Annotated in this window: 11 protein-coding genes; 7 read left to right on the top strand and 4 right to left on the bottom strand. The window is 74.8% G+C overall.

Annotation, left to right across the window (positions count from 1 at the left end):
- Positions 1 to 73 precede the first annotated feature (73 nt).
- Complete coding sequence (locus JFN87_RS20585; RefSeq protein ID WP_209342040.1) at positions 74 to 898, bottom strand: SigB/SigF/SigG family RNA polymerase sigma factor; 825 nt, start codon at positions 896 to 898, stop codon at positions 74 to 76.
- Positions 899 to 1,226: 328 nt separating this feature from the next.
- Between JFN87_RS20585 and JFN87_RS20580 the strand changes: the two genes are divergently transcribed.
- On the top strand, positions 1,227 to 1,466 hold the full coding sequence (locus tag JFN87_RS20580; protein WP_209342038.1) for a CDGSH iron-sulfur domain-containing protein: 240 nt from the start codon (positions 1,227 to 1,229) through the stop codon (positions 1,464 to 1,466).
- Complete coding sequence (locus JFN87_RS20575; protein WP_209342036.1) at positions 1,463 to 2,464, top strand: iron-containing redox enzyme family protein; 1,002 nt, start codon at positions 1,463 to 1,465, stop codon at positions 2,462 to 2,464. Before JFN87_RS20580 ends, JFN87_RS20575 begins: the two co-directional genes overlap by 4 nt.
- A gap of 57 nt (positions 2,465 to 2,521) precedes the next feature.
- Here JFN87_RS20575 and JFN87_RS20570 read toward each other — a convergent pair whose 3' ends face one another.
- Positions 2,522 to 3,247: a winged helix-turn-helix domain-containing protein gene (locus tag JFN87_RS20570; RefSeq protein ID WP_209342034.1), complete on the bottom strand. Its 726-nt coding sequence runs from the start codon at positions 3,245 to 3,247 to the stop codon at positions 2,522 to 2,524.
- Positions 3,248 to 3,437: 190 nt separating this feature from the next.
- Between JFN87_RS20570 and JFN87_RS20565 the strand changes: the two genes are divergently transcribed.
- From JFN87_RS20565 to JFN87_RS20545, 5 genes are all read left to right on the top strand, one after another.
- Positions 3,438 to 5,573 carry a molybdopterin oxidoreductase family protein gene (locus tag JFN87_RS20565; RefSeq protein ID WP_372449263.1) on the top strand — a complete coding sequence of 712 codons (2,136 nt, stop codon included), beginning with the start codon at positions 3,438 to 3,440 and terminating at the stop codon, positions 5,571 to 5,573.
- Complete coding sequence (locus tag JFN87_RS20560) at positions 5,570 to 6,823, top strand: NAD(P)/FAD-dependent oxidoreductase (protein WP_209342032.1); 1,254 nt, start codon at positions 5,570 to 5,572, stop codon at positions 6,821 to 6,823. Before JFN87_RS20565 ends, JFN87_RS20560 begins: the two co-directional genes overlap by 4 nt.
- Before the next feature lie 90 nt (positions 6,824 to 6,913).
- A complete protein-coding gene (gene nirB / locus JFN87_RS20555) occupies positions 6,914 to 9,523 on the top strand; it encodes a nitrite reductase large subunit NirB (RefSeq protein WP_209342030.1) in 2,610 nt (869 codons plus the stop codon).
- On the top strand, positions 9,520 to 9,933 hold the full coding sequence (nirD, locus tag JFN87_RS20550; protein WP_372449262.1) for a nitrite reductase small subunit NirD: 414 nt from the start codon (positions 9,520 to 9,522) through the stop codon (positions 9,931 to 9,933). The genes nirB and nirD overlap by 4 nt, the downstream gene beginning before the upstream one ends.
- Before the next feature lie 95 nt (positions 9,934 to 10,028).
- On the top strand, positions 10,029 to 10,376 hold the full coding sequence (locus JFN87_RS20545) for an SCO4225 family membrane protein (RefSeq protein ID WP_209342028.1): 348 nt from the start codon (positions 10,029 to 10,031) through the stop codon (positions 10,374 to 10,376).
- 61 nt (positions 10,377 to 10,437) lie between these two features.
- Here the strand turns inward: JFN87_RS20545 and JFN87_RS20540 are convergent, their stop codons facing one another.
- Together JFN87_RS20540 and JFN87_RS20535 are read right to left on the bottom strand one after the other, a co-directional pair.
- On the bottom strand, positions 10,438 to 11,469 hold the full coding sequence (locus JFN87_RS20540) for an SDR family oxidoreductase (RefSeq protein ID WP_209342025.1): 1,032 nt from the start codon (positions 11,467 to 11,469) through the stop codon (positions 10,438 to 10,440).
- A 48-nt stretch (positions 11,470 to 11,517) separates the two neighbouring features.
- Positions 11,518 to 13,278: a glycoside hydrolase family 15 protein gene (locus JFN87_RS20535; protein WP_209342024.1), complete on the bottom strand. Its 1,761-nt coding sequence runs from the start codon at positions 13,276 to 13,278 to the stop codon at positions 11,518 to 11,520.
- Position 13,279: the final 1 nt, after the last annotated feature.

The raw sequence follows: 13,279 nt of genomic DNA, 5'->3' as shown, positions 1-13,279 counted from the left end.
AGACGTGTCTTCTCCCGATCACGTCCGGGCGGACGGCCCCCTGTCGCGCGATCGCGGACGCGTGCGCCGCAGGTCAGCCCACCGGCTGTAGCACGCGCTCGCGCGAGACCTCGCGGCGGATGCGCTCGCAGGAACGGCTGATCAGCCGGGAGACGTGCATCTGCGAGATGCCGAACTCGCCCGCGATGTCGGACTGGCTCATCCCGCGGAAGAAGCGCAGGTAGAGGATGCGCTTCTCCCTTTCGGGCAGCCGGCACAGCCGCGGCCTGACGGTCTCGCGGTCGACCACCCTGTCCATGCCGGGGTCGGGGCTGCCCAGTGTGTCGCCGAGGGAGCGCCCGTCCTCTCCCACGGTGAGCTCGGCGTCGAGAGAGAGCGCCGAGAAGCTGTTCAGCGCCTCGTTGCCCTGCCGCACCTCCGTCTCGGTGAGACCGGCCGCGGCCGCTATCTCGGACGTGGAGGGGTTCGCGCTGCCCGCCGCCGCGAGTTCCTGGCGCGCCTGGCGGACCCGGCCGCGCAGCTCCTGCACGCGGCGCGGTACATGCACGGTCCACATGTAGTCGCGGAAGTGCCGCTTGAGCTCGCCGTCGATGGTGGGGACGGCGTAGCTCGCGAACGCTATGCCGCGCTCCGTGTCATACCGCGTCACCGCCTTCACCAGGCCGAGGGCCGCCACCTGCCTGAGGTCCTCGAGCGATTCGCCCCGTCCCCGGTACTTGGCCGCCAGGCGGTGGGCGAGCGGCAGCCACTGCCGCGTCACCTCGTCCGTCAGCCTGGCCTTCTCCGCGCACTCGTCCAGTGCCGCGATGCGGAGGAAAGCGTCCCGTGTGTCGGGCGCGTCGTCGTGGGGGTGCTTGTTGCGTCGGGTCGCCGTCCCGGTCTTGACATCTGTTGCCATGGCTACGCTCACTGCTCCTCGGACCCTGTCGCTGTCCTGGAGGGCGCGGTCCGGGCAGCACGCCAGGGTCCGCACCCTGAACGTGCCTACTCTCCGAAGCACGACGTCCGCCTGCCCCCGGCTCCCCGGCGCAAACACCGTCACGGCAGGACTTCTCGGACGTGACTTCCCGGACGTGACTTCTCGGGGTGCCGGCGGGGCGCGCGACCGGCCGCCGGCGGACGCGGCAGTGTGACGCGGTTCGCGAGGGGCACTCGTACGGTGTCCGCCCCCGCCAGGTCGCCTGGTCGACTGGTTCAGGCCGTCCCTCACGGAGGAGAGATACGCCATGCACGCACCTGCCGAACGCGCACGCCGCGTCACGATCGACCCCGGCGGCCCCCTCGTGGTTGAGGGGCCCGTCGAGGTGGCGCTGGACGACGGCAGCGTCGAGCGCTCCGAGCGGCCCACCGTCGCGGTGTGCACGTGCAGGCGTTCCCGCCGCTACCCGTGGTGCGACACGAGCCACCGGCGCCGCTCGCGGCCGCCCGGCCCCGCCGCGGACAAGGACGGCGGAGGTGGAGCATGACCGCCAGGTCAGGACTCCCCAAGCCGCGCGGACCGCTGTCGCAGGCCCTGGTCGGCGCCCTGCGCCACGCGCAGGACATGCCGCCCGACGCGCTCTCGAGGGCGGCGTCCGCCGACCCCTACGGCGACGACCTCCAGCTCGCCCTCAACATCCTGTACGAACTGCACTACCAGGGGTTCGACGGCGTGGGCGACGAGCACGAGTGGGACCCCGACCTGCTGCGGCTGCGCGCCGCGCTTGAGGCCACGTTCCTCGACGCCCTCAGGGGCGACGTGGCGCAGAGCTTTCCCGCGTCGCGCGTCGACGAGGCGCTGTCGGACCTGCTCGTCGAGCCCGCGCGCGACGACGGCACCAGCCTCAGCCACCACCTTGCCCGTGAGGGCACGCTCGGCCAGCTGCGCGAACACGCGGCTCTGCGCTCGATCTACCACCTCAAGGAGGCAGACCCGCACGCCTGGGTCATCCCGCGTCTGCGCGGCCGTGCCAAGGCGGGGATGGTCGCGGTGGAGTACGACGAGTACGGCGCGGGCCACGCGGACCAGCTGCACCAGCAGCTCTTCGCCGACCTGATGACCGACCTCGGCCTCGACACGTCCTACAACCACTACCTCGACGCCGCTTCCGCCGAGATGCTGGCCGTGGTCAACCTCATGTCCCTGCTGGGCCTGCACCGCGCCCTGCGCGGCGCTCTCGTCGGCCAGTTCGCGACGGTCGAGGTGACCTCGTCCCCCGGCTCGCGCCGGCTCGCCGACGCCATGCGCCGCACGGGCGCGGGGCCCGCGGCGATCCGCTTCCACGACGAGCACGTCGAAGCGGACGCCGTGCACGAGCAGTTGATGCGGCACGAGGTCGTCGGCGGGTTGCTGGCGGAGGAGCCCGATCTGGAGAAGGACGTCCTGTTCGGCATCGGCGCGACGGTCCTGCTGGAGGACCGCTTCTCGGCCGCCCTGCTGGCCGCGTGGCGCGAGGGCCGCAGCGCGCTGCGCGAGCCCCTGTAGGCGACACGCTGTAGGCGGGACGCCGGGCGGCGCGGCCCACGAGGGGCGAGTCGCGGCTCAGCGGGCCGCCAGGCGGTAGCCGCGCTTGGGGACCGTCCTGATCAGGTCGCGGTGCTGACCGAGCGCCGATCTGAGCCGGCCGATCGCGGCCTCCACGGCGTGCCCGTCCGCGTCCGCCTCCGGCCATGCGCGGCGCAGCAGCCTCTCCCGGCTCACCACCCGGCCGGGGTACTCGGCCAGCACGCGCACCACCGCGGCCTGCCGCGGCGTCAGGCGCAGGCTCTCGCCCGACACGAGCAGGCGCGCGCCCTGGAGGACGACGTGCCGGCCGGCGATCTCCATCTCGTGCCGCGCCCTGGCGGTCAGCGTCCCGGTGACGGTGTGCGCCAGCGCGTCGAGTCCGGCGCGCCCCGGCCACACCGCGGGCGCCCCGAGGCCGAGCAGCCTGCGCCCGGGCCCAGGGCCCGACGCCACGGTCACCACGTCCGCGCGCATGGCCTCGACCACGGCCGTACGCCGTCCGCACGCGTCGGCGGCGGCGAGGAAGGCCGCGAGGGCGGGTGCGCCGGTGAACGTCAGGGCATGCACCTCGCGCCTGGCCGTCCGCTCCACCAGGCGCCGCACCGGCGCATCCAGGACGCGGGCGCCACGCGCGGCCAGCAGTTCCGCGAGCCCGTCGTGGCCGCGGGCCGCGACGATCCCGACGGTGAAGCCGGTGAGTGGGCCCTCGGACAAGGGCGTGCGCGGCCCGAGCCGCGGAGAGGGGGTGCCGGGTTTCGCCATGGACGCAGGCTGAGCGCTTCGAGTTTCGGGCTCGTTGCCCGGGTGTCTCGGCGCCGTATCCACCGCCACCCGTGGTGTTACGGCGGAGGGCGGCCCGCGCCACCGCGCCCGTCGCCGTGTGAGGGACGCGTACCCGGCGCGCAACACGGCGGACCTCTCGGCGAAACCGGCGGCCGCCACGCTCGATGCCATGGACGACGCCATGGACGACAACGGCACGGACACCCACTGCCCGTACTGCTCGCTGCAGTGCGGCATGCGCGTCGCCGTCGCGCCCGGCGGCGGGGCGGAGGTACGGGAGCGGCCCGCGTATCCCGTCAACCGCGGTGTGCTGTGCGGAAAGGGGCGGTCGGCGGCCGAGGTGCTGCGGCCCGAAGCGCGCCTGACCACGCCGCTCGTGCGGGACGGCCGCGGCGGCAACCTGCGCCCGGCGTCCTGGCGGGAGGCGCTGGACGTGGCGGCGCGTGGCCTCGCGGACGTGCGTGCCAGGTACGGCCCCGACGCGGTGGGCGTGTTCGGCGGCGGCGGACTCACGAACGAGAAGGCCTACCAGCTCGGCAAGTTCGCGAGGGTCGTACTCGGCACGGCGAACATCGACTACAACGGACGCTTCTGCATGGCGTCCGCCGCCACGGCGCACCGGCGCGCCTTCGGCCTCGACCGCGGGCTGCCGTTCCCGCTCGCCGACATCGCGCGCACCGGCTGCCTTGTGCTGGTCGGCGCGAACCCCGCGGAGACCATGCCGCCCGCCGTGCGCCACCTGCGGGAGCTGCGGGAGCGCGGCGGCACGCTGATCGTCGTCGATCCGCGCCGCACCGCCACCGCCGAGCTGGCCGACCTCCATCTGCGCGCGAGGCCCGGCAGCGACCTGGCGCTGGCGCTCGGCCTGCTGCACCTGGTGATCGCGGACGGCAACGTGGACGGGGAGTTCGTCGCGGCCCGCACGACGGGCTACGAGGAGGCGCGCGCCGCCGCGATGGCGCACTGGCCGGAGCGGGTCGAGCGCCTCACGGGCGTCTCCGTGTCCGAACTGGCGGACGCGGCACGGATGTTCGGTGAGGCGGGCACCGGCATGGTGCTGACCGCGCGGGGCGCGGAGCAGCACAGCAAGGGCACCGACACCGTCGGCGCGTGGATCGACCTCTGCCTCGCGACCGGCAACGCGGGCCGCCCGTACAGTGGTTGCGCGACCCTGACAGGACAGGGCAACGGGCAGGGCGGCCGCGAACACGGGCAGAAGGCCGACCAGCTCCCCGGCTACCGCGATCTCGACGATCCTGCGGCGCGTGCGCACGTGGCGGCCGTCTGGGGCGTCGACCCCGGGGCTCTGCCCGTGGCGGGACGCTCCGCCTACGAACTCCTGGGCACGCTCGGTCTTGACGGCGGTGCGCACGCCCTGCTGGTGATGGGCTCCAACCCGGTGGTGTCCGCCCCGCGCGCAGCGCACGTGACGGAGCGGCTCGGCGCCCTCGACCTGCTGGTGGTCAGCGATGTCGTGCTGTCGGAGACCGCACGACTGGCCGATGTGGTGCTCCCGGCCGCCCAGTGGGCCGAGGAGACCGGCACCACCACCAACCTGGAGGGCAGGGTGATCCTGCGGCAGCGCGCCCTCGACCCGCCGGAGGGCGTACGCACCGACCTGGCGATCCTGCGCGCCCTCGCGGCGGCGCTCGGCCGGCCCGACGGCTTCCCCTACGACCCCGAGGCGGTCTTCGACGAGTTGCGGCGCGCCTCGGCCGGCGGCCCCGCCGACTACGCGGGCATCAGCCACCGCCGGCTCCGCGGGGGTGAAGGCGTCTTCTGGCCGTGCCCCGACGAGGCGCATCCCGGCACGCCGAGGCTCTTCCTCGACCGCTTCGCGCACCCCGACGGGCGCGCCAGGTTCGCCGCCGTGACGCACCGTCCGGCCGGCGAGGAGCCGGACGCCGAGTACCCGGTGTACCTCACCACGGGCCGCGTGACGGCCCAGTACCAGAGCGGCGCGCAGACCCGCCGGGTCCCCGCGCTCAACGCGGCGGCGCCGGGCCCGTTCGTGCAACTGCACCCGCGTCTCGCCCGCCGCCTGGGCGTGGTGGACGGCGAGCCGCTCGCGGTCACCAGCCGCCGCGGCCGGGCCGTCGCACCCGCCAGGGTCAGCGAGGCGATCAGGCAGGACACCGTCTTCATGCCGTTCCACTGGCCGGGCGAGGGGCGCGCCAACACCGTCACCAACCCGGCGCTCGACCCGGCTTCCGGCATGCCGGAGTTCAAGCTGTGCGCGGTCCGCGTCGAGCGGGCGGGTGAGGCCTCGCCGGCCGCGGCGTCCGGCGCCGGGGCGGCGCGATGAAGGGCCCGCGGGTCGCCGTCGTGGGCGCGGGCATGGCGGCCGCGCGGTTCGCCGAGCGGTACGGCGCGTTCGGCGGCGCGGGGACCGTGACGCTGTACGGGGCCGAGGCCCACCGCCCCTACAACCGGGTCCTGCTCGCCGACGTGCTGGCGGGCCGCTTCGCGCCACGCGACATCGCGCTGCCGCCGGGAGCGGCCCGCGTGCGCACGGGGGCCGAGGTGGTCCGGCTGGATCCCGCCGCGCGCACGCTGGCCCTCGCGGACGGATCGGTGCACGGATGGGACAGCCTCGTGCTCGCCACGGGCGCCAACCCGGTGCTGCCGCCGATACGGGGCGTGCGGCTGCCGGGCGGCGCGGGTCTTGCCGGGGGCGTGCACGTCCTGAGGACGCTCGACGACTGCGCCGCCCTCGCGCGCGGCGTGGCGGCGGCCCGGCGGGCGGTCATCGTCGGCGGCGGGGTCCTCGGCGTGAGCGCCGCACGCGCGCTCGCCTCGCTCGGCGTGGCCGTGGAGATCGTCCACCAGGGTCCGCACCTGGTCGAGCGGCACCTCGACGCGGACGCCGCCGCGGTGCTCGCGCGGGGCCTCGCGCGGCTCGGCGTCGTGTCGTACCCGGGCAGCAGGGCCCGGGCGGTGCGGTGCGGCAAGGACGGCGAAGGGGACGGGGACGGGGACGGCCGGGGCGGCGAGGACCGGGTCTCCGCGGTCGAACTGGCCTGCGGCCCGGGTCTCTCCTGCGACCTCGTCGTCCTCGCCTGCGGTGCGAGGCCGCGCACGGCGCTCGCGTACGCGGCCGGGCTCGGTGTGCGGCGCGGCATCACGGTCGACGACGCCCTCGCCACGTCCGCGCCCGGTGTGTACGCGATCGGTGACTGCGCCGAGCACGACAGGGTCCTGCACGGTCTTGCGGCGCCGGCCTGGGAGCAGGCGGACGTGCTCGCCGCCCGGCTCTCCGGCGCCCGCCCGGCGGCCCGCTACCGGGGTTCGCGCGCGCCGGCCAGGCTCGCTGCGGGCCCCCTGCAGTACGCGGCCTTCGGCGAGGTCGACGAGCAGGCGGACCCGGGGCTTGACGCGCTGCGGCTCGTCGACGCCACCCGGGACAGCTACCGCAAGGTGCTGATGCGCGGCGACCGGCTGGCCGGCGCCGTGCTCGTCGGCGACATGACGGCCGTCGACGCCATCGCGGAGGCGTTCGGGCGGCGCGGCGATCCGGCCGCCGACGACCCCCACCACCTGCTGGTACCCGGCTGAGCCGCGCAGGCCGCGCCTCCGCCGGCAAGGCCACGAACACCACGACACGTCAGGGCCGTCACCGGCCGACTCTCACCCACGGAGCCCACGATGACCCGACCCACGGCGCCCCCCGCGCCTCGTCACACCGGCCGCCGGCACGTCGTCCTGATCGGGCACGGCATGGTCGGCCAGCGCTTCCTCGAAACCCTCGTCGCGCTGCCCGGCGCGGCCGGCCTGAGGATCACCGTGCTCGCCGAGGAACCGCGCCCCGCCTACGACCGGGTGCACCTGACGTCCTGGTTCTCCGGTACGAGCGCGGACGAACTGAAGCTGTGCCCGCCCGGGTTCGTCGCGGAGCACGGCATCGACCTGCGACTCGGCGACCCGGCCACCGCCATCGACCGCGCGGCGCGCACGGTGACCACCGCGAGCGGTGCGGCCTTCGGCTACGACACGCTCGTGCTGGCCACCGGCTCGTATCCGTTCGTGCCGCCCGTGCCGGGCACGGACGCGGCGGGCTGCCACGTCTACCGGACCCTTGACGACGTGGCGGCCATCCGCGCCGACGCATCGGGCGCGAGGGTCGGCGCGGTGGTCGGCGGCGGGCTGCTCGGGCTCGAAGCGGCGGGCGCGCTGCGCGCGATGGGGCTCGAGACGCACGTCGTGGAGTTCGCGCCACGCCTGATGGCGCTCCAGGTCGACGAGGGCGGCGGCGACCTGCTGCGCCGCAAGGTCGAGGACCTCGGTGTGCGCGTGCACACCGGCGTCGGCACGCGGGCCGTGCTGGCCGACGACGCCGGCCGGGTCCGCGCGATGGCCCTGTCCGACGGCGGCGAACTCGCCGCGGACCTCGTGGTGTTCTCGGCGGGTGTGCGCCCACGCGACCAGCTGGCGCGCGAGTGCGGGCTGCCGGTCGGGCAGCGCGGCGGGATCGTCGTCGACGGCGAGTGCCGCACGCGGGATCCGCGCGTCCACGCGATCGGCGAATGCGCCCTCACGTCGGACGGCCGCGTCCACGGCCTCGTGGCGCCCGGCTACGCGATGGCCGAGACGGCGGCCCGGGCCGTCGCGGGCGGCGAGCCCGCCCCGTTCACCGGCGCCGACACGTCGACCGAACTCAAGCTGCTCGGTGTGGACGTCGCGAGCTTCGGCGACGCCCACGGCGCCACCGAGGGGGCACGCGACGTCCTGTACAGCGACGGCCGTTCAGGCGTCTACCGCAAGCTCGTCATCGGCGGCGACGGGGCACTCCTCGGCGGTGTGCTCGTCGGCGACACCGGTTCCTACGGTGTGCTGCGCCCGCTGGCGGCCGCCGGGCGGCCCCTGGACACGGCCCCCGGGCAGCTGGTGCTGCCCGCCGGGCTCGCCCCGGCCTCCGGTCCTGTGGAGCTGCCGGACGATGCCGTCGTCTGCTCATGCCACAACGTCACCACGGGCAGGATCAGGGCCGCCGTCGCCGACGACGGGTGCACGAGCGTCCCCGAGGTCAAGAAGTGCACGAAGGCGGGCACCGGCTGCGGATCCTGCGTCAAGGTGCTCGGCACCGTCGTCGACGGGGAGCTGGCCTCGCGGGGCGTGAGTGTCGACGACCGGCTGTGCGAGCACTTCGCGCACACCCGCGCCGAGCTGTACGACATCGTCCGCGTGAAGGGCGTCGCCACGTTCTCCCGCCTCGTCGAGGAGCACGGCACGGGCGAGGGGTGCGACGTGTGCAAGCCGGTGGTCGCCTCCATCCTGGCGTCGCTCGCGGGCGGCCACATCCTCGACGGCGAGCAGGCGGCCCTGCAGGACACCAACGACCACTTCCTCGCCAACCTCCAGCGCAACGGCTCGTACTCGGTCGTGCCGCGCGTGCCCGGCGGGGAGATCACCCCCGAGGGCCTCATCACGATCGGCGAGATCGCCCGCGACTTCGGCCTGTACACGAAGATCACCGGAGGCCAGCGGATCGACATGTTCGGGGCGGCCGTCGACCAGCTCCCGGCGATCTGGCGGCGGCTCGTGGACGCCGGCTTCGAGTCGGGGCACGCGTACGGCAAGGCCCTGCGCACGGTGAAGTCGTGCGTGGGGCAGGCCTGGTGCCGTTACGGCGTGCAGGACTCGGCGGCGCTCGCCATCGAGCTGGAGCTGCGCTACCGGGGCCTGCGCTCACCGCACAAGCTCAAGTCGGCGGTCTCCGGCTGCGCACGCGAGTGCGCCGAGGCGCAGGGCAAGGACTTCGGCGTGATCGCCACGTCGTCCGGCTGGAACCTGTACGTCGGCGGCAACGGCGGCATGGCACCGCGCCACGCCGACCTGCTCGCGCAGGACCTCGACCACGACACACTGGTGCGGATCATCGACCGGTTCCTGATGTTCTACATCCGCACCGCCGACCGCCTGGAGCGAACCTCCACCTGGCTCGAACGCATCGAGGGCGGCCTCGGCCACGTGCGCGCCGTCGTCGTGGACGACTCGCTCGGCATCTGCGCGGACCTGGAGGAGCTGATGGCCCGCCATGTGGGCGCCTATGAGGACGAGTGGGCGGCCACCCTCGCCGACCCGGACCGGCTGCGCCGGTTCACGTCCTTCGTGAACGCGCCGGGCACCCCGGACCCGGCGGTCACGTTCGTGACCGAGCGCGGGCAGATCCGCCCGGCGCGCGCGGGCGAGCACGGCACGCCGCTGCCGCGGCCGGTGCTGATCGGCGGGGACCGGGTGGAGGTGCGCACCGCATGACGATGACGACGACGAGCCGGGGGCCGCGGGCGGCCCTGGAGCAGGTGGAGATCCATGACGGCCGGCGGTGGCACCGCGTGTGCGAACTCGCGGACCTCGTCCCCGGGCGCGGGGCGGCCGTGCTGCTCGGCACCGAGCAGGTCGCCGTCTTCCGCGACCGGTCGGGCACCGTGTACGCGGTGGCGAACCGCGACCCGTTCAGCGGCGCCCAGGTGATGTCCCGGGGGCTGCTGGGCAGCCGGGGGCCGGTGCCGACGCTGGCCTCGCCCATGTACAAGCACGTCTTCGACCTGCGCGACGGCCGCTGCCTCGACGAGGATGCGGCGCCGGACGGCTCCCCGGCCGTCCTGCGCGTGTGGCCGGCGCGCCGCGCCACGGCGGCGGTGAGTGTCCACACGGAGGGGGTCTGAGTTCCGGTACTCATGTGCGGCCGGGTCGCGCGGCGGAGCATGGGACGTGCCCCCGCTTCCGGCGGGGGCCCGACCGTGAAGAGTGGAGAGACATGATGCGCGCCGACAAGCGTTACGACCGGCCGCTGGCCGCCGCCGTGGACAACTGGTTCTCGCGCTGCTACCTGATCGTGATGGCCGCGGTGCTGGTGTGGGTCGCGATCGACACACTGTTCGTGCCCCACGCCGACGCGTCCATGGCGGGCGTGTGGCCGTTCTTCCTGACCGCGCCGACCAGCCTGCTGCTGCTCGCCGTGCCGGGTCTTGACGGCTGGGGCCTGCTCGCCGGGATGGCGGTCGCCGCGGTCGTCAACGCGACGCTGCTCGGCCTCCTCGTGCGCGCGCTGGCCCCGTCGGGCCGCGGCAACGGCTCCGGGGCGGGCCTGCGCCCGAGCGGCCGGTGACCTGAGCCCGCCGGGCCCCGCACGGAACGCGGGGCCCGGCGGGCCGAGGGTGCTTGCCGCGTCAGGTGGTGCGGCGGGCCGCCCACACCGCGGCGGCTGCCCCGGCGGCGGCGAGCGCCGCCGAGGCCGACCAGGCGAGACGTGCGTGCTGCGAGAGCCACACCTGCGCCGACCGATCGTGGGACGAGTCGTCGAAGATGCCGTGGGCGCCGTAGTCGCGGCCCTTCTCGCCGCCCTCGCTGCCGTCGCCGTCGGCGGGCGCCCACAGGTTGGCGTGGCGGTCGTCGTCGACGTCCGTCTCGGTCTGCTGCGAGTCGTACCCCGTGCGCGCCAGGTAGCGGTCGAGCAGGCCCGCGGCGACCTTGTCCGCGAGGAGCGTGCCGACGGTGGAGGCGCCGACGTAGTACTGCTTGCGCCGCGGCCGCCGGGCGGCGTGCACCACGGCGCGTGCCGCGACCTCCGGCTGGTAGATCGGCGGGACCGGCTGCGGGTGCTTGGGCAGCCTCGACAGCACCCAGGAGAACTGCGGGGTGTTGACCGCGGGCATCTGGACGACGGTGATGTGCACGTTGCTGCCGTCGTGCATCAGCTCGGTCCTGATCGACGAGGTGAAGCCGTTCACGGCGTGCTTGGCGCCGCAGTACGCGGACTGCAGCGGGATCGAGCGCTGGCCCAGTGCGGAGCCGACCTGCACGATGGTGCCGCGGTCGCGCGGGATCATGCGCGCCAGCGCCTCACGCGTCCCGTTGACGAAGCCGAGGTAGCTGACCTCGGTCACCCGCCTGAACTCGTCGGCCCCGATCTCGGTGAACGGCGCGAAGACGGAGGTGAAGGCGACGTTGACCCATACGTCGATGGGTCCGAAGTGACGCTCGACCTCCTCGGCCGCGGTGTGGACGGCTTCGTGGTCCGACACGTCCGCCTCGGCGACCAGTGCCTCGCCGCCGAGTTCGCGCACCTCGCGCGCCGCGGCCTCCAGGCCCGTGCGGCCGCGTGCCACGAGGCCGACGCGGTCGCCCCTGCGGGCGAACTCGCGGGCCGCGGCTCGTCCGATCCCGCCGCTCGCGCCGGTGATGACGACTGTCTGGGGCATGTTTGCGTCCGCCTCTCGTAGGTGGGTGGTCGGTGTGTTTTGGCGCGCTCAGGCCCCGGCGAGCCGTACGGAGGCCTCCAGCATCAGCGCGTGGACGAACGCCTGGGGCAGGTTGCCGCGCATCTCGCGCTGGGCGATGTCGTACTCCTCGGAGTAGAGCCCGGCTGGGCCGCACGCGGCGCGATTGCGCTCGAACCAGCGGTATGCGGACGCCGTGCGCCCCTGCTGGTGCTCGGCCATGGCGACCGCGAACCCGCACATCACGAACGCGCCCTCGGCGTGCGCCAGCGGCCGTCCGTCGTGGCGGAAGCGGTAGGCGAAGTGGTCGTCGGTCAGCTCGGCCTTGTACGCGTCCAGCGTCGCCACGGTGCGCGGGTCGTCGGCCGGTATCGCGCCGCGCAGGGAGGGCAGCAGCAGCGCCGCGTCGAGACCGTCGTCGTCGGAGGCGCGCTGCCACCGCCCTGTGGGGTGCAGGCCCTCGCGGTCGGCCTCGGCGACGATGGCGTCCGCGAGCGCGTTCCAGCGTCCCGCGAGGGAGGCCGGCGCCGCCGCCTGCGCCATGGAGCGCAGCCCGGCCGCGCAGATGAGCCTGGAGTGCGTCCAGCGCCGCGGGTCGAGCTCCCAGACGCCCGCGTCCGGCTCCGTCCTGCGCCGGGCGATGGCGTCTGCCGCGGTCTGCGCCGCGCGCCAGCCGTCGGGCCCCAGCCGGTCGTGCCGGGCGGCGGCCGCCAGCAGGAGCAGGCACTCGCCGAACGCGTCGAGCTGGAACTGGTGGCGTACCTGGTTGCCGACGAGGTCGAACCCGCCCGGGTAGCCGGGCAGGTCGAGTTTGCGCTGGTCGGGGATGGGCCGGCCGTCGACGGTGTAGGCGGGGGCCAGGTCGTGCCCGTCCTCGTGGAGCCGCGCGGAGATGAACCGCACGGCGTCGTCGAGCAGCGGGTGAGGACCTGCGGCGGCGACCGCCTGGCCCGCGTAGCACTGGTCGCGGATCCAGACGTACCGGTAGTCGTAGTTGCGGCCCTCCTCGGCGCGCTCGGGCAGACTGGTGGTGGCCGCGGCGACCATCCCGCCGGCCGAGCCGGTCAGGCCCCGCATGACGGCGTAGGCCTGCCGGCTGTCGCGCACCGCGAGCGTGCCGGAGAACTCGGGCACCGCGTCGCGCCAGGCGTTCTCCGTCGCCTGCCACGCCTCGTCGGGGTCGACGGGCGGCCCGTCGAGCGGCCGGTCCGAGATCTCCAGCACGAGGTCGAAGGGCGTGCCGGGCCGCGCCTCGAAGTCGAGCTGGAGCCGCCGCTGGTCGTGGACGCGCGCACGGCTCGCCCCCGACCAGCGCAGCGACAGGTCGCCCACACGCGCGTGCCACACGCCGTCCTCGTCGCGCTTGAGGTCGCGCACCGGGTCGGCGCCGAAATCGCCCGCCGGGTCGAGCAGGGCCCGCAGCTCCACGGGCGCGTCGTGCGCCAGGACGCGGCGCAGGACGACCGTGCGGTGCGGGTCGCCGGGGAAGGCCAGCGCCTCGCGGCACTCCACGACGCCGCTCTCGCGGGTGACCCAGCGGCTGCGCCAGATCAGCGAGCCCTCCTCGTAGTAGCCGCCCCACACGTAGCGCACGCTCGGGTTGAGCGCGTACACGCCGCCCCCGCCGATCAGCGCGGAGAAGACCGCCGGCGAGTCCCAGCGCGGCGCGCACATCCATACGTACTCGCCGTCAGGCCCCACGAGCGCGCCGCGTTCGCCGTCCGCGAGGAGCGCGTAGTCGCGCAGCGATCGGGGGCGGTAGGGCTGGCCCTGGGGCTTCTTCGTGGTCATC

Source organism: Streptomyces montanisoli, from assembly GCF_017813245.1.
Classification (GTDB): domain Bacteria; phylum Actinomycetota; class Actinomycetes; order Streptomycetales; family Streptomycetaceae; genus Streptomyces; species Streptomyces montanisoli.
Note: the sequence above shows the minus strand (reverse complement) of the source record. Positions and strands in the feature narration are given on the sequence as shown.